Below are 25035 nucleotides of genomic sequence, written 5' to 3' on the forward strand. Positions count from 1 at the left end.
GGAAATGTATCGTGATTTAGAAGGGAAAGTAGTCGTTATTACAGGATCAGCAACCGGTCTTGGAAGAGCGATGGGAGTAAGGTTTGCTAAGGAGAAGGCGAAAGTAGTCATTAACTATCGCTCACGAGAGTCAGAAGCGCATGATGTATTAGAAGAAATTAAAAAAATAGGCGGAGAAGCAATTGCTGTAAAAGGTGATGTGACGGTTGAGTCTGATGTTGTGAACCTCATTCAATCTGCTGTGAAAGAATTTGGTACGCTCGACGTTATGATTAATAATGCAGGAATAGAAAATGCGGTACCATCGCATGAAATGCCGCTAGAAGATTGGAATAAAGTAATCAATACAAATTTAACAGGTGCTTTTTTAGGAAGCCGAGAAGCGATTAAATATTTTGTAGAGCACGATATTAAAGGATCTGTTATTAATATGTCGAGTGTTCATGAGAAAATTCCGTGGCCACTATTTGTGCACTATGCGGCGAGTAAAGGCGGCATTAAACTGATGACAGAAACGTTAGCGCTAGAATACGCACCAAAAGGCATTCGAGTAAATAATATTGGGCCAGGTGCAATAAATACGCCAATTAATGCAGAGAAGTTTGCTGATCCAAAAAAACGTGCTGACGTAGAAAGTATGATACCGATGGGCTATATCGGAAAACCGGAAGAAATAGCAGCAGTCGCAACATGGCTCGCTTCCGCAGAGGCCAGTTACGTAACTGGAATTACGTTATTTGCAGATGGCGGGATGACGCTATATCCATCGTTCCAAGCAGGGCGCGGGTAATAAAAAAGGACAAAGAGTTTTATCCCGCATTAATGGGCAGTAAGACCCCAAACTCAAAATGCAGCGGAAGTAAAGAAGTTAGGTGGAGGATCAACTGCCCGTAAAAGCCCGATTGGTTCAACTAATAATCAGTGGTGGGGTTATCCCCCACCACTGATTAAAGTTTCACTTTAGCTCTTTGTCCTTTTTTTAAGCAAAAAAAAATAGCGGCCAGCTATTTTAAATTTAATGATTAATTGTATCTTGAAGATATTCTGTTGCTTGATGTTCAGAAACATTTTGCACGAGTGCAACTTCGCTAATCATCATTTTTCGGGCATTATCTAGCATTTGTTTTTCGCTCGCATTTAAAGCTCTCTCTTTATTACGGCGAAGTAAATCCCGAACAACTTCTGCACTATCTTGCAGATTGCCGTTTTTCATTTTTTCCATATTCATTGTATATCTTTGTTTCCAGGAAAGTGATGTATCTGATTCCCCGTTTTGAAATTCAAGAAGTATATCATCTAACGTACCTTTATCTACGATATAACGAATACCTGATTTTTGTAATTGATCCATAGGAAGCATTACTTGCATATCTTTACTAATGATACGTATCACACAGTATTGACGTATAGTTCCTAATATTTCTTTCTCTTCAATGGCTTCGATGACTCCTGCGCCGTTCATTGGATAAACGATTTTATCACCAATTTGAAACAAATCATCCACCTCCATATGTGGTAACCATCTTTAATGATAACATAAGGTTTTAAAAATGTCAAATTTTATATAATACCATAATAATTATATTCGAGTCAATAAGTAAAAGCTCTTTTTTTATATATTTTTTTGCGTTTACGTATCTATGATTTTTTAGAAAAATAGTACAGGTAAGGAAGGTAGGCATATCCACTTATTTTTAAGCATAAAATGTAAAATCGCTAATACAATATACCTAAATCCGTTCTTTGCAAAGGAGGGAGAGAAGGTGGGGCGCACAATAAAAATTGATATTACAAATAAAGTTGTAGCTAAATTTAGACCAGATTGTTTGGAATTATATACGAGTAAATTTATGATAGGTAAGTTTTATGTCTATACTGAAGGTAAACAATATGTGTTAGAAGACGGATATATATATGAAGACGGAAAATTTTATCGCATCATAGATACGCACCGTGGCAATAATCAAGCGGCGGAGGGCTGCGATCTAGGATGGTGTTAACATGATTCGTGTGAAAGTATTTGATGAAAGTCACGAAAAAGACTTAGAAGACGCTGTAAATGTTTTTTTGAAAAAGGTTGATGATAGTAACTTTGTAGATATTAAGTATCAAGTTGGTGTTTCCATTAACGATGACGAAAACCAAATTTATTGTTTTTCAGCAATGATCGTTTATAAAGCATAAAAAAGAGCTGGGTGAGCCAGCTCTTTTTTATGCTTTATGTTGGGACAACATGTGTCGGTAATACGTTCATAATAGATTGGGTTGTGCTTAAATTCTTTGTCTTTAAAAGAGGCTCCCCAGTCTCATGATTTTGGGCATCTTTACACATACCGAGGTGATAACGATCACCTAAAAATGGATCAATATAAAAACCGTTTTTGAATACTTTATCATTCGGATGTTTTTCATGATGAATGTCAGAGCAGTTAATACAATAGAACATAGTTGTCATCCCCTTTTTATTTTGTTTGAAAAAAGTGAGTCGGTAGTCATTTCGCTCCCAAGGAAATGTTGAGGAGAAGAGAAATAACTACTTACTCAAATGGTGGGCATATTCCTTCTGATTTTCTATATCCCGCGTAGTGTCCCTGAGGGAAGGAGGAGAGACGAAATACGCATGATATACGTAAGGCGCTTCTTTCAAGATGAATGATGGAGTTTCATGTTGAGAGAAGTTTTTATTTTTTGTTGCCTTTGTGAGTATATTATGAGGGAATGCTCAGAGGGTGTTTGTCCTGTTGAAAAAATGTTGAGAATTTCTCAACAGTAAAAAAGCATCAGTGTTGACATAAAACTAAAAGGTGTTATATTATCTAAATGAAACCGAAAGGTGTTATGTTTAAGTGCCGAATAAAGGAGAATGAAAATGGAACAACAAAATACATTAACTGATATTAAACAAACGATCGTTTTTAACGCGTCTATTCAAAAAGTATGGAATGTAGTATCAACTGCGGAAGGTATTGCCTCATGGTTTATGCCAAATGATTTTGTATTAGAGGTAGGACATGAATTTCATGTGCAATCACCATTTGGGCCATCACCATGTAAAGTGCTAGAAATCGATGAGCCAAACTATCTATCTTTCTCATGGGATACAGATGGTTGGGTCGTTTCATTTAATTTGAAAGACCTAGGAGATAATAAAACAGAATTCACGTTAATTCACGGCGGCTGGAAACATCCTGATGAAATTCTTCCGAAAGCGAATGCGAAGAGCTCTATTATTCGTGATAGAATGAGCGGTGGCTGGGTAGCGATTGTAAACGAAAAACTGAAAAAGGTTGTCGAAGGCTAAGTGTCCTCACCAGCAGCGAAATATGATGTATTTCAAGCAATTGCTGATCCAACCCGCCGAGAAGTAATACGGTTATTAAGTGATAAAGAGTTACCGATTTCCAAAATAACGGATCATTTTCCAATGAGTCGTACTGCGGTTGTAAAGCACCTTCATATTCTTTCAGAAGCAAATTTAGTAAGCGGAAGAAAAAGCGGAAGAGAGAAGATATATCGCTTGCATCCAGAACCATTAGAGGAATTACAACAGTGGCTCTCGTATTATGAACGTTTTTGGGATAATAAATTGTCCATGCTGAAACATATTGTGGAGAGTGAAGAATAAAAAGAGGATGACCGTTTTGGTCATCCTCTTTATTATTGCTCACTTGTTTGAGTAGCTGGTTTTAATAAAATCCAAGCGATAATTAATGTACATACTGCTAATACGAAAGTACTCATATAAATGACGTGTACACTTGCTGCTAATGCGGATTGTGATTCAGTGGCTACACTTGTTGTAGTTCCGCCGTGTCCGCCAGATACAAGATCAAGGTTTTTAATGCCGCGTGCATGAATCATCGTATTGAAGATTGTTCCAAAAATTGCAGCACCTAACGTTTGACTAAATGTATTAATAAATGTGTTTAAACCAACGGCTGTTCCGCGTGTATGAGCTGGTACGGCTGCTTGAATTGTTACCATGTAAATCGGTGTTACAAGCCCCATTCCTAAGCCGAATAATCCGACTGCTACATAAATAAGGAACGATGGCGAATGTGTTGATAATGTAAATAATAAGAACGTAGCGACTGATAAAATGCTAGCTCCAAGTAAAATGATTTGTTTCGTTTTTAATTTGCCTACTAAGTTACCAGAGAAAATAGCGCCAAATGTCCACATAACAGGGATTGGCATTAAAATAAGTCCAGCTTCCGTTGCATTTTTTCCTAATACACCTTGGCTCCAAATTGGAAGGTACATTGTAATACTAATGATCATTGCGCCAGCAATAAGCGTTAGTATGTTTATCGTAGATAATGTACGGTTAGAGAAAAGTGCTAGCGGAATTAATGGTTCCGGAGATTTTTTCTCGATGAATAAGAAAATAATGAATGAAACGACGGCGAAGATTAATAGGCCGATAATTGTAATGTCTCCCCAGTTTTGCTTACTGCTACCTGTTAATAGTGCGTATAGTAGAGCGATCGTACTTAATGAGAAGACTGTTGCACCAAGATAATCGATATGGTGTTTAGCTGGCTTAATAGATTCTTTGTAGTAAATGGCAATCATTAAGCAAGCGATAATTCCGAATGGAACGTTTAAGAAGAAAATATAACGCCAAGATAGGGAATCAACTAAAAATCCACCTACTAACGGTCCGATAACACCGGATACACCCCAAACGGCACTCATCCAGCCTTGTGCTTTCGCGCGGTCTTTCGCTTCGCTATATAAGTCTCCGATAATTGTCATTGTGATCGGCATAACAGCACCAGCACCGATACCTTGAAGAGCGCGGAAGAAAATTAATTGTTCCATCGATGTAACGACTCCGCAAAGTGCAGAACCGACTAAAAAGATGGTAGCTCCGATAAGTAAAACTTTTTTACGACCAAATAAATCAGCGAGCTTCCCGTATATTGGAGTCGAAACAGCTGTTGCAAGCATATAAATTGCATATACCCAACTAACAAGTTCGACGCCTGACAAATCACTCGTTATACGAGGGATTGCTGTACTAACAATCGTTCCTTCTACCGCAGAAAGAAACGTCATTAGCATTAAAGACATCATGACTTTTTTTCTCATATGTTTTCCCCTTACCCTTTTTCAAATATTCAACAATATAAAATATAAAGGTACTAAGGTATATAAAGCAACAAAAAAGCAATGGGAAGTTAGGTGGAGCGGATATTTGTCGTTTTTGTCGGTAAGTCGATATATTTGAAAAATCGCCGATATAAGTAGCAGAATCGCTGATATATTTGAGAAATCAACGATATAATTTCATGTACCTATAAAAAAAGAAACAGGAAGGCCTGTTTCTTTTTTAATACTGCATTTTTGCGTTTTCTCCAGCTGTTGTTCCGGCAATTCTACCAGTAACAAGAGCAGATGTAATATTATAGCCACCAGTATAACCGTGAATATCAAGAACTTCTCCGCAGAAATATAAGCCGTTCGTGAATTTAGAAGACATTTCTTTCGGGTTAATTTCTTTAACGGATACACCGCCGCCAGTAACGAATGCTTTTTCAATTGACTGCGTACCATTTACATTCACAGTAAATTCTTTAAAGTCTTTCACAAGTGCACGAATCTTCTCGTGAGAAACTTGTCCAGCTTGTTCGCTACCATCAATTTCATTTCTTTCTAATAAGAATAGGAAGTAACGCTCAGGTACATAACCTTTCAAAACATTTTTAATTCCTTTTTTCGGATCTTCCTTCATTTGTTTCAGCATGCGCTGGAATAGTTGTTCACTATTTTCGTCTGGCAATGCATCGATACTCATTTGAATCGTATTTGTTTTAAACTTTTTCAGTGCCTTCACAACGAATTGGCTACAACGAAGAGCGGCAGGACCAGATAGGCCGAAATGAGTGAAGAGCATGTCCATTTTGTGAGAAATGATCGCTTTTCCTTTCGGGTTTAATACGCTTAAGTTTACATCGCGTAAAGCAAGACCTTGTAAGGAACGGTCACGAATAAATGGTTCGTTTGAAAGGATAGGTACTTCTGTTGGGAACAATTCTGTAATTGTATGCCCAGCTTTTTTAGCCCAAGCATATCCGTCTCCAGTAGAGCCAGTTTGAGGAACAGATTTTCCGCCAACAGCGATAACGACATGATTGGTTTCGAACACTTCACCAGTTTGTAGTACAACTGCCTTCGTTTGACCATTCTCATATTCAATCGTTTCAACAGGTGTATTCGTGCGGATTTTTACACCTAAGTCTTTTAATCGTGTTAAAAGCGCGTCTACTACTGATTGTGCTTTATTTGATACAGGGAACATGCGCCCATGATCCTCTTCTTTCAATTTTACACCGAGATTTTCGAAGAATGTAATAATATCTTCATTATTGAAAATAGAAAAAGCGCTGTATAAGAAGCGGCCATTTCCTGGTATATGTTTAACGATCTCATCAAGTGGTAGACGGTTCGTTACGTTACAACGGCCACCACCAGAAATCGCAAGTTTACGTCCTAGTTTATTTCCTTTATCAAGAAGTAAGACATTTGCGCCTTCTTCTGCAGCACCGATTGCAGCCATTAGCCCAGAAGGGCCACCGCCGATGACAATAACATCATAATGCATAATATATCGACCTCATTTTCTACATTTCCTGCCTAAAAGAATAGCATGTTTTCCCTTAAAAGAAAAATAGAGTGAAGTACTGCTTAAAGGGAGAATTGTGGTACAATACAAAAGTTAGAGTTCAGCACTATCCTTTTATTTGTCGGCCGTAAGACTAAAACCTTAAGAGTTAGGGGAAGTCTAATAGTCCTCAAATGTTCGAATAGTTCAATTTATTAAAGTTTCACTTTATGTAGATGTAGGAGGATTTTTGTATGTCCGATTCGAAATTTCTGCGCGGAACACTTATTGTTACGCTAGGGACATTTTTAGTAAAGTTCTTAGGCATGATTTACGTCTTTCCGTTTCATGCATTAGTAGGGACAGAAGGCGGAACGCTCTATACATATGGATACATTCCATATACGATCTTTTTAAGTATTGCAACGGCAGGGGTGCCGCTTGCTGTTTCCAAATTTGTTTCCAAATATAATGCGCTTGGCGATTATAAAACGAGCCGGAGAATGTTCCGCTCGGGAATGGTTATGATGATAGTAACAGGAGTTCTTTCGTTCCTAGTTCTATACATGACGGCGCCGCTGTTTGCAGAAGCAATGCTTGGTAAACAAAGTATACACAGTAATGTAGAAGAAGTTACGACGATTATTCGTCTTGTAAGTTTTGCACTTATTGTTGTACCAGCAGCGAGTTTAATTCGTGGTTATTTCCAAGGTCACCAATCAATGGGGCCGACTACTGTTTCACAAATTATTGAACAAATTATTCGTATCGTCTTTTTATTAGCGGGTAGTTTTATCGTTATTAAAGTACTTGGCGGTACAGTTGCAACAGCAGTTGGGGTAGCGACATTTGCAGCATTCGTTTCAGCAGTTGGAGCACTCGGTGTATTAATTTGGTACTGGTTAAAACGTAAAAAACATTTGGATCAATACTTAATTGAACAAACTGTACCAGAATCGACAGTGAGTACTGTTCAATTATTTAAAGAATTATTTGCATATGCGATTCCTTACGTTGTAATTGGGTTAACAATTCCTTTATATCAACAAATTGATACATTGACATTTAACTCAATTATGCAGGCGATTGGCCAAGGTGATATCGCAGAGCGAGCACTTGGTATTTTCACAATGTGGACGCATAAATTAATTATGATTCCTGTATCACTTGCAACAGCGTTTAGTTTAACGCTTGTACCAGCGATTACAAAATCATTTACTGAAAAACAATACCGTTATTTAAAGTTACAAATTACACAAACATTCCAGGCAAATATGTTCTTAACATTGCCAGCAGTTATCGGTATTTCTACACTAGCATATCCAATTTATACTGCGTTTTACGACTCAGATCCACTAGGTGGACAAGTATTAATGTGGTATGCACCGGTTGCGTTGTTATTCGCTTTATTTACAGTAACAGCAGCAATTCTGCAAGGAATCAATCAACAAAGACATGCGATTGTCGCGCTTATTATGGGTGTTATTTTGAAATTCGTATGTAACGTAATCTTTATTCGTTATTTCGGTACAGTTGGAGCGATTTTAGCAACAGCAGTCGGTTTCTTAGCTTCCGTATGGTATACGAATAGACAAATCAAAAAATATGTACATTATTCATTTGGTGTTGTATATAAGAGAACGTTCCAAATTGCAGTATTAACATTTGTAATGGTCGTTACTGTGAAATTATCACAATGGATTCTATCCTTCATGATTTCGCCTGATAGCCGGATGGGCGCTCTTATTACAGTTGCGATTTGTGCAGGTATTGGTGGTCTTGTTTACGGATTGTTAGCAATTCGCACAGGAGTACTTGAAAGAGTATTTGGCGGAGAAGCGTTAGAGAAAATCCAGCGTAAACTTGGCAATAGATTCAAAATAAAGTTGAAATCAAAAGGGGCGTAATTACGTCCCCTTTTCTATGATAAACAAAGAAGGTGAAAAACGTGAGATTAGATAAATTATTAGCGAATATGGGATATGGAAGTAGAAAAGAAGTAAAGAAATTATTGAAAGACGGCGTTGTGAAAATTGATGGAACGTCAGTGAAAGATGCAAAGGTTCATGTAAATGTCGAAGAACAAGAAGTTATGATTCACGGTGAAGTTGTGGAATATAAAGAATTTGTTTACTTAATGATGCATAAACCACAAGGTGTTATTTCAGCGACAGAAGATGATAATCATGAAACGGTAATAGATTTATTAGAGTTAGAAGATGCAATCTTTGACCCGTTCCCAGTTGGACGACTTGATATTGATACAGAAGGTTTCTTATTAATAACAAATGACGGGAAGTTATCACACCAATTGTTATCTCCGAAAAAGCATGTGCCGAAAAAATATTATGCACACGTTGCAGGAGTAGTAACAGAAGAGGATGTAAAAGAGTTCGCTAAAGGTGTTATTTTAGATGATGGCTATGAAACAAAGCCAGGTGCACTTACAATATTAAAAAGCGATGAGATTTCTGAAATCGAGCTTGTCATTACAGAAGGAAAGTTCCATCAAGTGAAGCGTATGTTTGAAGCGGTAGGGAAAAAAGTAGTCTACCTAAAGAGAACAGAGATGGGACCGTTAGTATTAGATGCAGAGTTAGAACTTGGAGAATACCGAGAGCTATCAGATGAAGAAGTAGAAATGTTAAAAACATATCAAGTAGATACTGAAAAATAGTGCTGTTTTTAGGCGCAGAAAAGACCCCTTTCTAATGAGTTAGAAAGGGGTATGTATTTATTTACATACAATTATTTTTCGTTATGAGGTCATTCTCACTTTCTTTCCTGTTGTTGTCCACTTACCGCGGCAAGGGCTATACACGAGTTCATTAAACTGCAACACATTTAGATCACGTTGTATCGTTCGCGGTGTGATCCCGAACTCATCTACAAGGTCTTTCGTCGTTACCGTTCCGTTTTCATTGATGTACATATAAATTGATTTAATGCGTGTTAGCATACGAGTAGTTGTAGGTTTCAAGAGAAAACCACTCCTCTACTAGTTTTTTTGACCCCATTCAGGAAAGAAGGTCGTTACTACCATTGTACTCTACATGATAAAATTCATGCTTTAATCTACTTAAATTTTACAAAAGTTTAACAAATATTCATATAGAAAAATATTGGTAGTTGACATTGTATATATGGTCAGTCAACTAACACATAAAATTCTACGTAAAACGCCAAATTCCTGCAAATTTTTTTAGAAAAATAAAAGAAAAACTAATAAGAAATATCTGAAATATTACAATTGTTCGGTATTTAGTTTTCGTGTATAGCATAAGAGATTTCGGTTTGTTATGATGAAAGAAACAATATAGTGAAGGATGGATGCGTGATGTCAGCAATTAATTGGACAGAAGAGGTTGCAAAACGAAAAGATGATTTAATTCGTGATACACAACAATTTTTACAAATTAAAAGTGTATGGGAAGAAGAATCGGCGAAAGAGGGCGCACCATTCGGTGAAGGTGTAGAAAAAGCTTTATCTTTCATGTTACATAAAGGAGAAACTGAAGGTTTTACTTCTAAAAATTTAGAAGGATACGCAGGTCATCTTGAAATGGGACAAGGAGAAGAATTAGTAGGTATTCTTTGTCACGTTGACGTTGTACCAGAAGGCGATGGCTGGACGACTCCTGCATATAGTGCGGATATTCGCGACGGAAAGATTTTTGCACGCGGTGCAATTGACGATAAAGGCCCAACGATGGCAGCTTATTATGCGATGAAAATTGTGAAAGAATTAGGTTTACCTCTTTCAAAACGCGTTCGTATGATTTTAGGAACAGATGAGGAAAGCAATTGGAAATGTGTAGATCACTACTTTAAAAATGAAGAAATGCCAACAATCGGTTTTGCGCCAGACGCTGATTTTCCGATTATTAATGCAGAAAAAGGAATTTCTGATATACAAGTTGTGCAAAGTGGCAGTGAAGAGAAGAAAGGTACATATGAACTTGTTTCATTTGAGTCAGGTCGTCGTTTAAATATGGTTCCTGATTTTGCAGAAGCAATTATTACAGGAGAAGATGTAAATGCACTTACAGTAGCATATGAAGAGTATTTACAAACTGCTAAAAAAATAGGTGAAGCAATTGTAGAAGGTAATACGGTGACGCTGCAAATTAAAGGGATTTCGGCTCACGGATCTACTCCGGAGAAGGGGGAGAATGCCGGCTTATTACTGGCAAACTTCTTAACTAAAGTTGCTCTTGATGGAAAAGGAGCTTCGTTTGCAACGTTTGCAACAGAAACATTTACTGGTGATATTTATGGTGAAAAGGCTACTATCGCTTATAAAGATGAGGTTAGTGGCCCGTTAACAGTGAATGTTGGTCGTCTTTCTTATACGAAAGAAAATGGTGGTAATTTAGGATTAAATGTACGTTACCCAGTTACGACTAACTTTGAAGAAATGATTACAAAGTTAAAAGAATACGTTAGTACGCATGGATTTGAGGTAGCAGATTATTCGAACTCTCGTCCGCATCACGTTGATAAAGACCACGTATTAATTCGTACGTTGCAGCGTGTATACGAAGAACAAACAGGAGAACAAGCAGAGCTATTAGCAATCGGCGGTGGTACTTATGCACGTTCATTGAAAGCTGGTGTTGCGTTTGGTCCGTTGTTCCCTGGAAAAGAAGAGCTTGCGCATCAAAAAGATGAGTACATTGAAATTGAAGACTTATTAAAAGCGACAGCAATTTACGCGCAAGCAATTCATGAATTAGCGAAGTAATAGATATATAAATAACAGGAGCCGTCCCGATACATATTTTGGGACGGTTTTCTGTTACGTGTCGTTTGTTGTTAAGTCAATATAAGTTCATTTATCCCGCTTTAATGGGCAGTAAGACCCCCACCTCAAAATGTAGCGAAAGCAAAGAATTTAGGTGGGGATCGGGCTGCCCATAAAAGTCCGATTGGTGAGGGCTAATAATCAGTGGGGGATGAAGACCCCCACTGATTAAAGTTTCACTTTATTAACGCGACCTGAATTTGGTTAAACTTGTAGGGAAGTTCGATTCTTTTTCATTGAATGAGATAGGAAAGAAAAGCAACAATAGAAAGAAGGAGAAGATGTACATGGAGCCGCATTATTTTGTTGCAATTACGTTACCAAATTATATAAAAGAAGTGCTGTCTAACTATAAAGAGGAAATGCAGGAGGAATTACCATTTCGTTCGTGGGTACATAAAGAAGACTATCATATTACTCTTTCGTTTTTAGGGAGTGCGACAGAGGAACAATTAGAAGGAATACAGAATGGATTACAAACACTTATAGAAACAAAGGAACTATCGTTCAAGTTACAAGGATTTTCAACGTTCGGTATGGAAGATAGGCCACGTATTTTTTGGGCGAAGGTAAGTGAGAATCAAGATTTGTTTCAAGTACAAAAGCAAATACATGCTATGTGTGAAGGGAATGGATTTTCTTTAGAAACGCGCCCGTATCATCCGCATATTACTGTTGCCCGTAAATGGGTAGGAGAAGGAAAGTTTGATTTAGAACATATAAAGGAAGTGCCTGAAATATCATTTCAAGCGGATACGATTACTTTATACGAATCTCACGTGAAGGAGACACCGAAGTATAAAGCGATTGCTGAAATAAAATTACAAAAATAGAATGTATGAAAACGTTTTTTATACAGGTGAATATACTATAAAGAATAATGTGTTACTGTATAGAGTCTTGCGGATAAGAATAGCCTTATCATTTGCAGCTCGTTTCATTTAACTTTAAGAATGATGGTGATTTTTTTATGTTGAAAGTAAAACGTCCATTTGATGCCTATTTAGATGAAATGAATAAAATTACAATTTTGCTCCCACATGCGTATGGAACAAGCCGGACATTTCGTTTGCAAGAAGGAAGTAACGTGAAAGAGTTACCGATTGCTCATACAATTGCGCTTCCGGATGCAACGAAGTATGAGTGCTTTATAGAAGAGCCGCTAGATGTGGGGAAGTATTATACAGTACGAGATGAACGGAATGAAGAAACAGATTTACAAATAGGTGCTGTCATAAGAACAGCGATTTTTGATGAAAAGTATTATTACGAAGGTACTGATTTAGGGGCAGTGTACCAAAAGGAAGCAACGACATTTAAAGTATGGGCTCCAACTGCGAGACTTGCAAAAGTAAGAATTTATAAAAGTGATAAGGAATATATCGATCATGAAATGTATAGAGGAGAAAATGGAGTTTGGACTCATACATTACAGGGCGATTTAGCCGGAGAAAAGTATACGTTTCTTGTTTGTATTAATTTAATATGGAATGAAGCGGTGGATCCTTACGCAAAGTCAGTCACTGTGAATGGGAAGTATGGCATTGTTATCGATTTAGAAAAGACAACTGTAACAAAGGGGGAGCAATTACCACCATTACAAGCAATGACAGATGCCATATTGTATGAACTGCATATTCGTGATGCCACTATTCATCCGAATAGTGGAGTAAGTAAAAAAGGAACGTATAAAGGGCTAATGGAAGAAGGAACAACAGGGCGAAATGGGACATTGACAGGTTTGTCTCATATAAAAGATTTAGGTGTTACACATGTTGAATTATTGCCTTTATATTGTTTCGGCGGTGTAGATGAGGCGAATCCTTCCTCTGCCTATAATTGGGGTTACAATCCATTATATTACAATGCACCAACGGGATATTATGCTACAAATCCCTCTGACCCGTATAACAGGATAATAGAGTGTAAACAGTTAATTGAAACATTTCATGCGCACGGCATTAGAGTGATTATAGATGTTGTATATAATCATGTGTATGAAAGAGAGCTATCATCATTTGAAAAGCTTGTCCCAGGATATTATTTTCGTCATGGTGAAAATGGTATGCCCTCTAATGGGACGGGAGTCGGGAATGATATAGCATCTGAACGGAAAATGATGAGGAAATTCATTGTAGAGTCTATTTTATATTGGCTTACTGAATACAATGTCGATGGATTCCGATTCGACTTAATGGGAATTTTAGATGTTGATACAATGAATATAATAGAAAAAGAAGTGCGAAACATAAAACAAGATGCATTGCTATTAGGGGAAGGATGGGATCTACAAACACCACTTCCAACTGAAGAAAAAGCAACGCTAAATAATGCGAAGAAAATGCCGCATATTGCGCAATTTAATGATCAATTTCGTGATGGGATAAAAGGGAGTACCTTTCATATAAATAAGCGCGGTTTTGCATTTGGTGGGCATGTAGACTGTAATCATTTGCAGTATATAGCAGCAGGAAGCCTTTTGAGTATGAAAGAAACAGGTTTGTTTCTAGAGCCTGTACAAAGCATTAATTATGTAGAATGTCATGACAATATGACGATGTGGGATAAATTAATGCGCAGCAATGAAGAGTCAGAAGAGATGTTGAAAAAACGTCATCTGCTAGCGAGCGCAATGGTGATTCTGTCGCAAGGCATTCCTTTCTTACATGCTGGGCAAGAGTTTTATCGTACGAAGCAAGGAAATGAAAATAGTTATAATGCAAATGATGAAATTAATCAATTAGATTGGGATCGAAAAGAGAAAGAGATAGAGACCGTTAACTATATAAAAGGTTTAATTGCGATTCGTAAAGAGCACGGAGCATTTCGATTACAAAATGCAGACTTCATAAAAAAGCACATGACTTTTTTGCAAACATCTCCAGAAGTACTTGCATACCACCTAGAGCATGCAGAATCGCTTGGACCGTGGAAAGAGATTGTCGTTTTATTTAATAGTGGTTTAGAAGCTAAAACGGTGCAACTTCCGAAAGAAGAAACGTGGCATGTGTTAGTAAACGAAAAGCAAGCGAAAATAGAGCCAATTTCTTCATTTAGAGGAAAGGAACTTAGGCTCGCTCCAATTAGCACGTATATATTGACGATAATGTGACAAATCGCTACTTGACGATGAGAATGTAATAAATGTAGAATTGACAAAGGTGACGATTTTGATAAGTTGTCATTCTATGACTGGTTTTGTAAAATAAAATAGAGAGTTTTTGGCTTATGCCAAAATTTCTTTTCATTTACAGTAAAATATATATGAACCCACAACATGTGTAGAAATGTTGCGGTTTTTCTTTTCATAACTATAAAAGATAAGGATTTGTTAACGGGTAATGAATATGGAATGGTTGGAACAATTATTAGGAAAAGAGTGGAGTCTTGTACCGGCTGGTGGAGTAACGGGCGATGCATATATTGCGCAAAACGGACAACAAAAGTTATTTTTAAAGCGGAATACATCGCCCTTTTTAGCGGTATTGTCAGCAGAAGGAATTGTTCCAAAATTACTTTGGACAAGAAGGGTAACGAACGGTGATGTAATTTCTGCTCAAAAATGGCTTCCGGGACAGAAGCTAGAGCCAGAGGATATGAAACTAGAACGTGTTGCGAAACTTTTGAAGAAAATACACTCCTCTAAAGCACTTGTACAGATGATTCAAAGACTTGGGAAGCAGCCGCTTCACGCACAAGAGTTATTACAACAATTGCAACTCGTTTTAAGAGGAGATATAAGGGATGATGAAACAATTCAGCAAGGCCTTCAATATTTAATGGGTTCATTAAAAGAGATTGAGTACAATGAATTCGTTGTATGCCATTGTGATGTAAACCATAACAACTGGCTATTGTCGGATGAAGATGAGTTGTTTTTAATTGATTGGGACGGAGCTGTAATTGCTGACCCAGCTCTAGACCTTGGTATGTTATTATATTGGTACATTCCGCGCCACGAATGGAGTGAGTGGCTCGGTTATTATGATATTGAAATGGATGAATCGCTGCTTAGGCGTATGAGATGGTATGTAATAGCACAAACGATTTTGTCTATTCAATGGCATACAACAAAAAAGCAGCAAGCAGAAGCTGAATATTGGCATCAATATTTACAGCAACTACTTGCTTCAGAGTAATACTTAAGAAAAATTGTCCATTCCAGCAATCCACTGTGTAAGTTGTTCTTGATTATTGGAAATGTGGTTGTCCAAATTAGAGGAAGATTTACCCGATTGACTATAAGAATATACATCGTTTAGCATTGCTTTAGCGTCACTACTTACATTATCGTTTGCGAGTAACGATTGAATGAGGCGCTCTAATTGCTCGCATTCAGAAACTGTCCCGCAACAATCACTTTGGTGATTGACTAAAATATCTTTCAGCACTTCTAATTGATGTTGTTGATTAATTGGCATGAACGGATCATCCTTTCGATTGTTTTTCTCTTTCTAGAAATGTAAGAGAAAAAGCTGTTTCGTCATGGAATGTTTAATGCTGTATGTAGTTTTTATCAAAATGGTACATCTTATACTTGAAAGAAACGGACCGAGTGCTCGTACGTACTTGGTTTTTTGTTTGGTAGATTGATTTAAAAACAGAAAGAAGGAATTATTCCTTTAAAATAGCTATGTAAAGAGAGGGAGACATCTATGCGTTTAAGACATAAACCATATGCAATGGATCGAATTAATGAGTATTCACATATCGTAATCGGAAACCCAGAGGAGCGCGCTGGTAATTGGAAAGAAGTATTTGGAAATGAACAACCAATTCATATTGAAGTAGGTACAGGTCGTGGCCGCTTTATGTATGATATGGCAAAAGCGAATCCTCATATTAATTATATTGGAATTGAAAAATTCACAAGTGTTGTTGTAGATGCACTTGATAAATTAATTGAAGAAGAATTACCGAACTTAAAGTTAATTAATAAAGATGCTGAAGATTTAACAGTTTTCTTTGCAAAAGGTGAGATTGATCGCGTTTATTTAAACTTCTCAGATCCATGGCCAAAGAAGCGTCATACGAAGCGTCGTTTAACGTATAAAACATTTTTACGCAATTATGAAGAAGTGTTAGTAGAGGGCGGAGAAATTCATTTCAAAACAGATAACCAAGGTTTATTTGAATACTCTCTAATGAGTATGGCTGAGTATGGTATGTTATTAACTTACCTTAGCCTAGATCTTCATAATAGTGATTATGAAGGAAATATTATGACAGAATACGAAGAGAAATTCTCTAGTAAAGGTCATCGTATTTACCGAGTGGAAGCGAAATATCGTACAGAGCCTATGCAGTAATGCATAGGTTTTTTCTATCTAAAATAATCAGAATTTTATGTTAAAATTAATTAAAAAGGGGGATGTGTAATGGAACAGTTACAAGTTGGAGATATAAAAGTAACGTGGCTAAAAGGCGGGAACACACATTTAGACGGGGGAGCGATGTTTGGAGTTGTGCCGAAAGTGCTTTGGTCACGTAAGTATAAACATAATGATACAAATCATATTTATTTACGAACAGATCCGTTACTTTTGCAAACGAAAGACGGAAACATGCTCATTGATTCCGGAATAGGAAATGGTAAATTGAATGAGAAGATGAAGCGAAATCAAGGTGTAACAGAAGAATCATCGGTTCACGGATCATTAGAAAAACTAGGATTAAAGCCTGAAGATATTCACTACGTTTTAATGACGCATCTTCATTTTGATCATGCATCTGGTTTAACAAAATGGGAAGGTGATCACCTTGTACCGACGTTTCCGAATGCGAAAATTTACGTAAGTGAAACAGAATGGAATGAAATGAGGAACCCAAATATTAGATCACGCAATACATATTGGAAGGAAAATTGGGAGCCGATTGTAGATCGAGTTGTTACATTCCATCAAGAAATAGAAATTACAGATGAAATAAAAATGGCGCATACAGGCGGTCATAGTAATGGGCATGCAGTTATTGCGTTAGAAAGCAAAGGTGAAACGATGCTTCATTTAGCGGACCTATTGCCGACGCACGCACATCAAAATGTATTATGGGTAATGGCTTATGATGATTATCCGATGACATCAATTGAAAATAAGCAAAAGTGGATGAAGTATGGCGCTGAAAACGATGCTTGGTTTACGTTTTATCATGACGCGTATTACCGTGCAGTAAAGTGGAATGAGGAAGGGCATATTGTAGAAAAGATAGAGAGAAAAACGAGTATAGAAGCATAAAAATGGGAGGGTGTTCCAGCAATCTGTTGGGATAGCCTCCTTTTTGGTGTCATTTTTTGTCGGTAAGTCGATATATTTGAAAAATCGCTGATATAAACTGAGTTGCGCCGATAAATTTAGAAAATCGCTGATATCATTTCAATTACTATCCACAAAAAAATAAGAGGTTCACCTAATGGGAACCCTCTTTTTATGCTGCTATAACCTCTAAAACAGTACCTGTTTTAGCATCAACTAAAAATTCAAATCGTTCTTGTATATCATCTAACATCGTTGTAAGACCGCCGCGATAAACTTCGTATGCGACATCATATTTTTCAAATGTCTCTGGAACCATATGTACCCAAGAGCCAGTAATTTCACCTTTATGACTTAATGCTTGTTTCACCATTTTCAATGCTTTTTCTGAAGAAATATGGGATTGTTCTTGTACTTTGTTTGCAACAAAATAACCAGCTGCGAAACCAACGCCAAGACCTGCTACTAAACCTTTCCAGCTCATATCTTCACCTCAATTCTATAAAATAAAAATAGTGTACCGATAATAATTATAAAGCAAATACAGCTAAAAAAGAAGAAACTAGAAACATTTCGAAAATTTCGTTACAATAAAAGAGGTATTCTACTAAGGTTTGAAAGAAGGGGACTTCGTGAATAAAGAGACATTACAATTATTTCGTACGTTAACAGAATTACAAGGTGCATCAGGTTTTGAACATGATGTACGCCGTTTTATGAAGCAAGAATTAAGCAAATATGCGGATGAAATTGTACAAGACGGTTTAGGTAGCGTATTTGGTCTGAAAAAAGGGGACGAAACTGGCCCACGTGTTCTTGTAGCAGGTCATATGGATGAAGTAGGTTTCATGGTTACGCAAATTACGAAAAATGGAATGCTTCGTTTTCAAACGTTAGGCGGCTGGTGGAGCCAAGTTCTATTAGCACAACGTGTACAAGTTATGACGAAGAATGGTCCTGTTGTTGGGGTTGTTGGTTCTATTCCTCCTCATTTATTAAGTGACGCGCAACGTGCAAAACCGATGGATATAAAAAATATGTTAATTGATATAGGTGCAGACAGCTATGAAGATGCGATTGAAATTGGTATAAAACCAGGACAACAAATCGTGCCAATCTGCCCGTTTACGCCGATGGCAAATGAAAAGAAAATTATGGCGAAAGCTTGGGACAACCGTTACGGATGTGGCCTTGCAATCGAATTATTAAAAGAATTAAAAGATGAAACATTACCAAACACATTATACTCTGGTGCGACTGTACAAGAAGAGGTAGGTCTTCGTGGTGCACAAACTGCTGCAAATATGATTCAACCAGACATTTTCTATGCGCTTGATGCAAGTCCAGCAAATGATGCATCTGGTGACAAAACGCAGTTCGGTCAATTAGGAAAAGGCGCTCTTCTTCGTATTTATGACCGTACGATGGTAACACATAGAGGAATGCGCGAATTCATTTTAGATACAGCAGAAACACACAACATTCCGTACCAATACTTTATTTCACAAGGTGGTACAGATGCGGGCCGTGTACATACAAGTAACTCTGGTATCCCATCAGCAGTAATTGGTGTTTGCGCGCGCTACATTCATACACATGCTTCTATTTTACATGTTGATGACTATGCAGCAGCGAAAGAGTTAATTACGAAGCTTGTAAGAGCAACGGATAAAACGACGTTAGAAACAATTAAGAATAACGCGTAAGGAGGAAGGGTGAAAAACCCTTCTTTTTTTAGGTTGAATAGATGACCCATCCATGTGTAGAAGGGGTCAGTGCTTAATTGGTGTTCGAATGATGTATTGAGACCCCAAGTAGGAAGAGAGAGGAAGGTTGTTTTTGAGTCGAGTTCGGCAAAAAACTTCTTTTTTAGGTTGAATAAGTGCCCCGGTGATATGTGGTAGTGGTTAGTGTTTAATTTAAGTAGGGCGAAATCATGAATTTTTATAGAGGTGAACGAAATGAAAGTAGTAGTTGGATCGAAGAATAAAACGAAGGTTGGAGCTGTGGAGAAGGTTTGGAAAGAGGCTACAATTACATCTCTTTCTGTTCCTTCAGGGGTAGCGAACCAGCCTTTTTCAGATGAAGAGACGATGCAAGGAGCGGTTAATAGAGCGAAGCGAGCGCTGCAAGAAGGAAAAGCGCAAATCGGCATTGGATTAGAAGGCGGTGTAATGAAAACGGAGCACGGTTTATTTATGTGTAACTGGGGCGCGCTAGCAACAAGTGACGGGAAAATATTCGTTGCAGGCGGGGCGCGTATTAAGTTGCCAGATGATTTTTTAGCTCCTCTTGAAGATGGCAAGGAGTTAAGTGAAGTGATGGAAGAGTTTGTACAGAGAAAAGATATTCGTAGTCACGAAGGTGCAATCGGTATTTTTACGGATGATTATGTCGACCGTACGGAATTATTTGTACACGTTGTTAAGTTACTTGTTGGGCAATATAAGTATGATGAAAAGCAAGCATAAACCTTGCACCGTGCGCGATGTATGGTAGTATAAAAGAAAGATTATAACATGAAAAAATGCACTCGTTAGAGGAGGAAATATAGATGAAATCATTAGAAAGCATGGAGCAATTCCAACAATTAAAAAATGAAGAGAATGTAGTCTTTATGTTCTCAGCAGAATGGTGTCCAGACTGCCGCTTCGTAGACCCATTTATGCCAGAAGTAGAAGAGAAATATAGTGATTTCTCATTTTACTATGTAGATCGTGATGAGTTTATTGATCTATGCGTAAAATTAGACGTATTTGGCATTCCGAGCTTTGTAGCGTACAATAAAGGTGAAGAAACAGGTCGCTATGTAAACAAAGATCGTAAAACACAAGAACAAATCGAAGAGTTCATTGAAGGTTTAAAATAAGGCAATTTGCCAATTGAATTGTAAAACAACCTCTACCTTCGCGGGGGAGGTTATTTTTTTGGAAGGGAGGAAAAAGAGATGAAGATGACAAGTAAGAAGATGAAAGACGAGTTAATGAAGAAATTATCTCGTCCGGAATGGGACTTTCAGTATGATAGCGAGAAAGAAGTTCTACGTATAGAGCAAAAAGACTCGAAAAAAGGTATTAACGTATCGCTTCCAGGAGTTGTAGCAAAATGGGAAGTGAATAAAGACAAGGCGATTGAAGAGGTTGCCTATTACGTACAAGAAGCGTTAATTGCGATGCATAAAGAAGAAAATAGCGCGGCGAAGATTTTACCTGTTATTCGCTCTACTTCTTTCCCGAAACAAGCAGAAGAAGGAAATCCGTTCATTATGACGGATCATACGGCGGAAACACGTATTTACTATGCGCTAGATTCGAATAAAACATATCGTTTAATTGATGAGCGTTTATTACAAAAATTAGGGCTTACAGAGCAACAAGTGCGTGAAATGGCATTATTCAACGCTCGCTCATTAGGTTATGAATTTAAACAAGACACAGTAGCAGGGAATACATTCTACTTCTTAAACACAAATGATGGGTATGATGCGACTCGTATTTTAAACGAATCGTTATTACAATCGATGCGTGAAAAGATTTCTGGTGACATGGTTGTTGCTGTTCCTCACCAAGATGTATTAATTATTGCTGATATCGTCAACGAAATCGGTTATGATATTATTGCACAAATGACAATGAAATTTTTTGCCGAAGGGCATGTTCCGATTACATCACTTTCATTCGTATATGAAGATGGGGACTTTGAACCAATCTTTATTTTAGCGAAAAATCGGAAGAAGACAGATGGAAAAGAGAAAGGATGAACGAAGTGAACGTTTTTTACAACCTTGAAGGAATTGGTGACACTCTAATTGTTGCCTTACAAGATATTACTTTAGAGAACCGTACTTTTGATCGCAAAGGAGATGTTGCACGCGTATACGATCGTGAAAGCAACGTGACGGCAGGATTCAACATCTTTAATGCATCTTCTTACTTAGAAGTAAAAGAAACAGGTAACTTAACATTAACGAAAGAACTTGTAGAAAAAATCAACGAAATTTTAGCGAAGAACGGTTTTGAAGAAACAGTAGAAGCAGATCTTTCTCCAAAATTTGTTGTAGGCTATGTAGCTGAAAAAGAGAAGCATCCAAATGCTGATAAGTTAAACATCTGTAAAGTAGAAATCGGTACAGAAACATTACAAATCGTATGTGGCGCACCAAACGTTGATGCAGGACAAAAAGTTGTCGTTGCAAAAATCGGCGCTGTAATGCCAAGCGGTATGCTAATTAAACCAGCTGAACTTCGCGGAGTTCCTTCTTCTGGAATGATTTGCTCAGCGCGTGAATTAGAGCTTCCAGATGCTCCACAAGAAAAAGGTATTCTTGTATTAGAAGATAGCTTTGAAGTTGGACAAGAGTTTAAATTTTAATTGATGTAAGAAAAGAGAGGTTGTCCTTTTGGATAACCTCTCTTTTCTATTGAATCGTTGATATATTGTGAGTTGTGATAGATATATGTAGAAAATCGTTCATATTCATAAGGATGTCACCTTTTTTCTTAAAATCTATATTGTGTTTTATAAACAAAATAGTTAAAATTTAGAAAAATAGAAGGGGATAGAAATATGAAACAACAACTAAAAATCGCAGAACTTCTGAAACGAATTGAAACTTCAAAACAGCAAGATATCGAGTTAGGTTCCTATGAAATATATTTGTTTAGTGAAAATGAATTAGAAAAAGGACAAATCGGTTATCGATATGATAAACATAAAAATTCATTAATAAGTGAAGAAAGTGGAAAATGGAAAGAAGAATGGATTGTTATCGGATACGAAACAGATATGGGGGATCCAGTTTTCGTAAATGTGTCTGATGATACGTATTTAGTTTATACTGCAGAGCGTGGTACTGAAACGTGGCAACCCGTTCATATTGGAAATATGGATGAGATTATAAAACAATTATAAGAAAAACTTTGAGACCGGTGCAAAGTGATGGGAGAAAAACATGAAGTATATAAAAATAATGAGTATGATTGCATTCATTGGCATATATATGGGCGGTTGTTCGCAAGAAGAGCCGAAAAAAGAAGTAACATCTTCTATGCAGGAAACAAACAAAGATAACAAGGAAGACGCACCGGTAGAAAAGCAGGAAGCAGAACAAGAAAAGAAAGAAGAACCGCAAGCAGTTCAAACAACTGAGCAAGTGGAGCAGAAGCAGGAGGAAGTGCCGGCTGAGGAAAAGAAAGAGGAAGCTACGCCAGTGCAGCTAGCCGAGCAACCACTGCAAAATAATGAAGAAAAAGTAGAGAGTAATGAAAAACAAGGAAAGTTTCTCGTTGTTATTGATCCGGGCCATCAACAAAAGGCGAATTTAAATTTAGAGCCGATTGGGCCAGGAGCGACGACGCAAAAATATAAAGTGACAGATGGTACAACTGGTGTTGTCACGAAAAAAAGAGAGGCTGTTCTTGTATTAGAAATGGCTTTCGTATTAAAAGAAAAGTTAGAAGCAAAGGGAATGCAAGTATTAATGACGAGAACTTCACAAGATGTTGATATAAGTAATAAGGAACGTGCGACATTGGCGAATGATCATAAGGCGAATTTATTTTTACGTCTTCATGCAGATGGTGCTGAAAATCCGAATCAAAGTGGATTTGCTGTATTGACACCGGCAGAAGGAAGTCCGTATACGAAAGAGATTTATGCGGAAAGCCTTCAAATCTCTCAAACGATCGTAAATAAAATGAGAGAGAATCAGCAAGTGAAGGTAAATGGAATTAAATTTAGGGATGACCTTTCTGGATTTAATTGGTCCAAAGTACCTGGTGTACTATTAGAACTTGGATTTATGTCAAACCCTGAAGAAGATAAAAAATTATCTGACCCGCAGTATATAAATTCTTTATTGCAAAGTGTAACGGATAGTGTAGATGAATATCGGAAGAGTAAAGCTTGAGCGCAGTCTTACATGTAAGGGTGCGTTTTTCCATATGAAAACACTCGTAAATTAGAATATTATGGATAAATATGACATGCTTAATTTTACCTGCACTTTTTGCCGAATGCTGATACAATAAAGGATGTTACTATTTAGTAGAAAGAGTGGTAAGCATGTTAGATTGGATGAAAAAGCTGTTTAACAAAGAGGAAGAACAAACAGCGATGAATAAAGAAGTACCAAAGCAAGTTGAAAGTCAGCCGAAAATTCCTCGTGTAAACCACTACACTGAAGCAAGAGAAGCACAAATGGCAAGTAGAAATGCAGGTAAATGCCGTTTTCCATTAGTACCAGATAATGGGTTCGATGAAGAAGATGTTATAGAAACAGGGCATTTTGAAGAACAACCTGTTCAAGCTGTAACATATGAAGAGCAGCCTATTCAAAGAGGAATCAAAGTGGAAAGAAGTAGACGACAGTATGTGGAGAAGGTAGTTTCTACATATGAAGAGCCGGAAATGCAATATGAACCGGAGCGAGAGCCTATCGTAAAGAAAGCATCTGCACCTACGCAAGAAAGTAACCGTAGACCATTTCGTCCAACAGAAATGATTTCGCCAATTTACGGATATAATCGTCCTTCAGTAGAGAAAAAGGAAGAGAAGCAGGAGGAAGAAAAGGAAAGAGAAGACCTTGAAATATCTGTAGAGGGCAAACCAGTCGTTGATGCATGGTTAGAGAAAAAAGGATATACATTATCTGATTTCTCACAAGGACAAGCAACGAATTCTTCCAGTCATGCAGGAGTGGATCAGCCAGATCAACAAAGTAAAAAGGAAGAAAAGTCCGTTGTCGATCAATGGCTAGAGAAAAACGGTTATGAAATTGAACGCCAAGAACCTATAGTAGAAGAAAAAGAAGTGGTTCAAGAAATGAGTGCACCGCAGGAAGTTCCAACGGTTGAATTACTTCACGAAACAATTGCTGAGCGTATGGAAGATGCGAAGCAAGAAAGTGATGTAGTGGCAAAAAACACTCTACAAGCGGAATTATTAGATTCTAAAGTAGAGCACGAGGGTACAATATTATCAGAAGAAATTAAACGTAATACAGAAATAGAACAACCTACTATCGAAGTAGAAAAGCAAGCACCAGAAGAATCAGTGATTGTCAAAGCAGAAGAAAAACTGGAAGAAACAATCGTTGTGGAAATACCAGAAGAAGTAGAAGTAATTGCGGAAACGGAAGAGTCAGAAGAAGTGGAAGTAATTGCAGAAGCAGAAGAGTCAGAAGAAGTAGAAGTAATTGCGGAAACAGAAGAGCGAGAAGAAGTGGAAGTAATTGCGGAAACAGAAGAGCGAGAAGAAGTGGAAGTAATTGCAGAAACAGAAGAGCGAGAAGAAGTGGAAGTAATTGCGGAAACGGAAGAGTCAGAAGAAGTGGAAGTAATTGCAGAAGCAGAAGAGTCAGAAGAAGTAGAAGT

The 25035-nt window shown here is 37.5% G+C and carries 27 protein-coding genes and 1 pseudogene; 21 read left to right on the top strand and 7 right to left on the bottom strand.

All coding sequences use genetic code 11. The annotated features are described in order from the left end of the window. Positions 1-4: 4 nt before the first annotated feature. The gene (locus tag AC3WTI_RS15220) at positions 5-790 is read left to right on the top strand and encodes a glucose 1-dehydrogenase (RefSeq protein WP_087958497.1); all 786 of its coding nucleotides are present in this window, start codon (positions 5-7) and stop codon (positions 788-790) included. A 225-nt stretch (positions 791-1015) separates the two neighbouring features. On the opposite strand, the gene AC3WTI_RS15225 is transcribed toward AC3WTI_RS15220, so the two are convergent. Continuing rightward, entirely contained in the window at positions 1016-1510 is a 495-nt protein-coding gene (locus tag AC3WTI_RS15225; protein ID WP_001998466.1) for a CarD family transcriptional regulator, read from the bottom strand. A gap of 253 nt (positions 1511-1763) precedes the next feature. Here AC3WTI_RS15225 and AC3WTI_RS15230 point away from each other — a divergent pair, with 253 nt between their 5' ends. Then, on the top strand, positions 1764-2000 hold the full coding sequence (locus tag AC3WTI_RS15230) for a DUF2553 family protein (protein WP_000533797.1): 237 nt from the start codon (positions 1764-1766) through the stop codon (positions 1998-2000). 1 nt (position 2001) lies between these two features. Next, a complete protein-coding gene (locus tag AC3WTI_RS15235) occupies positions 2002-2184 on the top strand; it encodes a sporulation protein Cse60 (RefSeq protein ID WP_097841575.1) in 183 nt (60 codons plus the stop codon). Between the two features lie 34 nt (positions 2185-2218). On the opposite strand, the gene AC3WTI_RS15240 is transcribed toward AC3WTI_RS15235, so the two are convergent. Then, positions 2219-2446 carry a DUF3973 domain-containing protein gene (locus AC3WTI_RS15240; RefSeq protein WP_097841576.1) on the bottom strand — a complete coding sequence of 76 codons (228 nt, stop codon included), beginning with the start codon at positions 2444-2446 and terminating at the stop codon, positions 2219-2221. A 423-nt stretch (positions 2447-2869) separates the two neighbouring features. On the opposite strand from AC3WTI_RS15240, the gene AC3WTI_RS15245 reads away from it, so the two are divergent. Then, the gene (locus AC3WTI_RS15245) at positions 2870-3301 is read left to right on the top strand and encodes an SRPBCC family protein (protein ID WP_048528730.1); all 432 of its coding nucleotides are present in this window, start codon (positions 2870-2872) and stop codon (positions 3299-3301) included. Then, the gene (locus AC3WTI_RS15250; RefSeq protein ID WP_087958499.1) at positions 3302-3625 is read left to right on the top strand and encodes an ArsR/SmtB family transcription factor; all 324 of its coding nucleotides are present in this window, start codon (positions 3302-3304) and stop codon (positions 3623-3625) included. It abuts the gene before it with no gap. A 32-nt stretch (positions 3626-3657) separates the two neighbouring features. Here the strand turns inward: AC3WTI_RS15250 and AC3WTI_RS15255 are convergent, their stop codons facing one another. Continuing rightward, positions 3658-5094 (bottom strand): MDR family MFS transporter, encoded by a 1437-nt coding sequence (locus AC3WTI_RS15255; protein ID WP_087958500.1) that lies wholly within the window; start codon positions 5092-5094, stop codon positions 3658-3660. A gap of 241 nt (positions 5095-5335) precedes the next feature. Continuing rightward, a complete protein-coding gene (locus AC3WTI_RS15260) occupies positions 5336-6607 on the bottom strand; it encodes a BaiN/RdsA family NAD(P)/FAD-dependent oxidoreductase (RefSeq protein WP_087958501.1) in 1272 nt (423 codons plus the stop codon). 254 nt (positions 6608-6861) lie between these two features. On the opposite strand from AC3WTI_RS15260, the gene AC3WTI_RS15265 reads away from it, so the two are divergent. Both AC3WTI_RS15265 and AC3WTI_RS15270 read left to right on the top strand, forming a co-directional pair. Further along, positions 6862-8514, top strand: coding sequence for a putative polysaccharide biosynthesis protein (locus AC3WTI_RS15265; RefSeq protein ID WP_087958502.1), 1653 nt, complete (start codon positions 6862-6864; stop codon positions 8512-8514). Between the two features lie 41 nt (positions 8515-8555). Then, complete coding sequence (locus AC3WTI_RS15270; RefSeq protein ID WP_087958503.1) at positions 8556-9284, top strand: pseudouridine synthase; 729 nt, start codon at positions 8556-8558, stop codon at positions 9282-9284. An 81-nt stretch (positions 9285-9365) separates the two neighbouring features. Here AC3WTI_RS15270 and AC3WTI_RS15275 read toward each other — a convergent pair whose 3' ends face one another. Continuing rightward, positions 9366-9587 (bottom strand): DeoR family transcriptional regulator, encoded by a 222-nt coding sequence (locus tag AC3WTI_RS15275; RefSeq protein ID WP_000805512.1) that lies wholly within the window; start codon positions 9585-9587, stop codon positions 9366-9368. Between the two features lie 357 nt (positions 9588-9944). Between AC3WTI_RS15275 and pepV the strand changes: the two genes are divergently transcribed. The 4 genes from pepV (at position 9945) to AC3WTI_RS15295 (ending at position 15550) form a co-directional block, all read left to right on the top strand. Further along, positions 9945-11351 carry a dipeptidase PepV gene (pepV, locus tag AC3WTI_RS15280; protein WP_087958504.1) on the top strand — a complete coding sequence of 469 codons (1407 nt, stop codon included), beginning with the start codon at positions 9945-9947 and terminating at the stop codon, positions 11349-11351. A gap of 347 nt (positions 11352-11698) precedes the next feature. Beyond that, positions 11699-12244 (top strand): RNA 2',3'-cyclic phosphodiesterase, encoded by a 546-nt coding sequence (gene thpR / locus AC3WTI_RS15285; protein ID WP_087958505.1) that lies wholly within the window; start codon positions 11699-11701, stop codon positions 12242-12244. Positions 12245-12381: 137 nt separating this feature from the next. Further along, complete coding sequence (gene pulA / locus AC3WTI_RS15290) at positions 12382-14523, top strand: type I pullulanase (RefSeq protein ID WP_097841577.1); 2142 nt, start codon at positions 12382-12384, stop codon at positions 14521-14523. Between the two features lie 229 nt (positions 14524-14752). Beyond that, entirely contained in the window at positions 14753-15550 is a 798-nt protein-coding gene (locus AC3WTI_RS15295; protein ID WP_087958507.1) for a phosphotransferase family protein, read from the top strand. Positions 15551-15553: 3 nt separating this feature from the next. On the opposite strand, the gene AC3WTI_RS15300 is transcribed toward AC3WTI_RS15295, so the two are convergent. Beyond that, complete coding sequence (locus AC3WTI_RS15300) at positions 15554-15832, bottom strand: YtzH-like family protein (RefSeq protein ID WP_016118745.1); 279 nt, start codon at positions 15830-15832, stop codon at positions 15554-15556. Positions 15833-16066: 234 nt separating this feature from the next. On the opposite strand from AC3WTI_RS15300, the gene trmB reads away from it, so the two are divergent. After that, positions 16067-16720: a tRNA (guanosine(46)-N7)-methyltransferase TrmB gene (gene trmB, locus AC3WTI_RS15305; protein ID WP_001239381.1), complete on the top strand. Its 654-nt coding sequence runs from the start codon at positions 16067-16069 to the stop codon at positions 16718-16720. Positions 16721-16789: 69 nt separating this feature from the next. Next, positions 16790-17644: a YtnP family quorum-quenching lactonase gene (locus AC3WTI_RS15310; RefSeq protein WP_087958508.1), complete on the top strand. Its 855-nt coding sequence runs from the start codon at positions 16790-16792 to the stop codon at positions 17642-17644. A 190-nt stretch (positions 17645-17834) separates the two neighbouring features. Here the strand turns inward: AC3WTI_RS15310 and AC3WTI_RS15315 are convergent, their stop codons facing one another. Beyond that, entirely contained in the window at positions 17835-18146 is a 312-nt protein-coding gene (locus tag AC3WTI_RS15315) for a PepSY domain-containing protein (RefSeq protein WP_000118537.1), read from the bottom strand. Between the two features lie 148 nt (positions 18147-18294). Between AC3WTI_RS15315 and AC3WTI_RS15320 the strand changes: the two genes are divergently transcribed. The 8 genes and pseudogenes from AC3WTI_RS15320 to AC3WTI_RS15355 all read left to right on the top strand — a co-directional run. Continuing rightward, positions 18295-19368, top strand: a complete 1074-nt coding sequence (locus tag AC3WTI_RS15320; RefSeq protein ID WP_087958509.1) for a M42 family metallopeptidase — start codon at positions 18295-18297, stop codon at positions 19366-19368. Positions 19369-19623: 255 nt separating this feature from the next. Then, positions 19624-20133, top strand: a complete 510-nt coding sequence (locus AC3WTI_RS15325) for a DUF84 family protein (protein WP_087958510.1) — start codon at positions 19624-19626, stop codon at positions 20131-20133. A gap of 83 nt (positions 20134-20216) precedes the next feature. Next, positions 20217-20531 (top strand): thioredoxin family protein, encoded by a 315-nt coding sequence (locus AC3WTI_RS15330; protein ID WP_000838193.1) that lies wholly within the window; start codon positions 20217-20219, stop codon positions 20529-20531. Positions 20532-20609: 78 nt separating this feature from the next. Then, positions 20610-21422 carry a DUF1444 domain-containing protein gene (locus AC3WTI_RS15335; RefSeq protein ID WP_087958511.1) on the top strand — a complete coding sequence of 271 codons (813 nt, stop codon included), beginning with the start codon at positions 20610-20612 and terminating at the stop codon, positions 21420-21422. Next, positions 21419-22033, top strand: coding sequence for a YtpR family tRNA-binding protein (gene ytpR / locus AC3WTI_RS15340; protein ID WP_001006770.1), 615 nt, complete (start codon positions 21419-21421; stop codon positions 22031-22033). Before AC3WTI_RS15335 ends, ytpR begins: the two co-directional genes overlap by 4 nt. 195 nt (positions 22034-22228) lie before the next feature. Further along, positions 22229-22573: a thiamine transporter gene (locus AC3WTI_RS15345; protein ID WP_087958512.1), complete on the top strand. Its 345-nt coding sequence runs from the start codon at positions 22229-22231 to the stop codon at positions 22571-22573. 40 nt (positions 22574-22613) lie between these two features. Next, positions 22614-23570, top strand: a complete 957-nt coding sequence (locus tag AC3WTI_RS15350) for an N-acetylmuramoyl-L-alanine amidase (RefSeq protein ID WP_142286662.1) — start codon at positions 22614-22616, stop codon at positions 23568-23570. A gap of 155 nt (positions 23571-23725) precedes the next feature. After that, positions 23726-25035, top strand: a pseudogene (locus AC3WTI_RS15355) (DNA translocase FtsK); the annotation flags it as partial.

The organism is Bacillus sp. EB106-02-03-XG38 (assembly GCF_058792175.1).

Excerpts from the sequence above, each read along its gene's own strand:
- AC3WTI_RS15220 (WP_087958497.1), top strand. The coding sequence starts at position 5 with ATGTATCGTGATTTAGAAGGGAAAGTAGTCGTTATTACAGGATCAGCA.
- AC3WTI_RS15225 (WP_001998466.1), bottom strand. The coding sequence starts at position 1,510 with ATGGAGGTGGATGATTTGTTTCAAATTGGTGATAAAATCGTTTATCCA.
- AC3WTI_RS15235 (WP_097841575.1), top strand. The coding sequence starts at position 2,002 with ATGATTCGTGTGAAAGTATTTGATGAAAGTCACGAAAAAGACTTAGAA.
- AC3WTI_RS15240 (WP_097841576.1), bottom strand. The coding sequence starts at position 2,446 with ATGTTCTATTGTATTAACTGCTCTGACATTCATCATGAAAAACATCCG.
- AC3WTI_RS15245 (WP_048528730.1), top strand. The coding sequence starts at position 2,870 with ATGGAACAACAAAATACATTAACTGATATTAAACAAACGATCGTTTTT.
- AC3WTI_RS15255 (WP_087958500.1), bottom strand. The coding sequence starts at position 5,094 with ATGAGAAAAAAAGTCATGATGTCTTTAATGCTAATGACGTTTCTTTCT.
- AC3WTI_RS15260 (WP_087958501.1), bottom strand. The coding sequence starts at position 6,607 with ATGCATTATGATGTTATTGTCATCGGCGGTGGCCCTTCTGGGCTAATG.
- AC3WTI_RS15265 (WP_087958502.1), top strand. The coding sequence starts at position 6,862 with ATGTCCGATTCGAAATTTCTGCGCGGAACACTTATTGTTACGCTAGGG.
- pepV (WP_087958504.1), top strand. The coding sequence starts at position 9,945 with ATGTCAGCAATTAATTGGACAGAAGAGGTTGCAAAACGAAAAGATGAT.
- thpR (WP_087958505.1), top strand. The coding sequence starts at position 11,699 with ATGGAGCCGCATTATTTTGTTGCAATTACGTTACCAAATTATATAAAA.
- pulA (WP_097841577.1), top strand. The coding sequence starts at position 12,382 with ATGTTGAAAGTAAAACGTCCATTTGATGCCTATTTAGATGAAATGAAT.
- AC3WTI_RS15295 (WP_087958507.1), top strand. The coding sequence starts at position 14,753 with ATGAATATGGAATGGTTGGAACAATTATTAGGAAAAGAGTGGAGTCTT.
- AC3WTI_RS15300 (WP_016118745.1), bottom strand. The coding sequence starts at position 15,832 with ATGCCAATTAATCAACAACATCAATTAGAAGTGCTGAAAGATATTTTA.
- trmB (WP_001239381.1), top strand. The coding sequence starts at position 16,067 with ATGCGTTTAAGACATAAACCATATGCAATGGATCGAATTAATGAGTAT.
- AC3WTI_RS15310 (WP_087958508.1), top strand. The coding sequence starts at position 16,790 with ATGGAACAGTTACAAGTTGGAGATATAAAAGTAACGTGGCTAAAAGGC.
- AC3WTI_RS15315 (WP_000118537.1), bottom strand. The coding sequence starts at position 18,146 with ATGAGCTGGAAAGGTTTAGTAGCAGGTCTTGGCGTTGGTTTCGCAGCT.
- AC3WTI_RS15325 (WP_087958510.1), top strand. The coding sequence starts at position 19,624 with ATGAAAGTAGTAGTTGGATCGAAGAATAAAACGAAGGTTGGAGCTGTG.
- AC3WTI_RS15330 (WP_000838193.1), top strand. The coding sequence starts at position 20,217 with ATGAAATCATTAGAAAGCATGGAGCAATTCCAACAATTAAAAAATGAA.
- AC3WTI_RS15335 (WP_087958511.1), top strand. The coding sequence starts at position 20,610 with ATGAAGATGACAAGTAAGAAGATGAAAGACGAGTTAATGAAGAAATTA.
- ytpR (WP_001006770.1), top strand. The coding sequence starts at position 21,419 with ATGAACGAAGTGAACGTTTTTTACAACCTTGAAGGAATTGGTGACACT.
- AC3WTI_RS15345 (WP_087958512.1), top strand. The coding sequence starts at position 22,229 with ATGAAACAACAACTAAAAATCGCAGAACTTCTGAAACGAATTGAAACT.
- AC3WTI_RS15350 (WP_142286662.1), top strand. The coding sequence starts at position 22,614 with ATGAAGTATATAAAAATAATGAGTATGATTGCATTCATTGGCATATAT.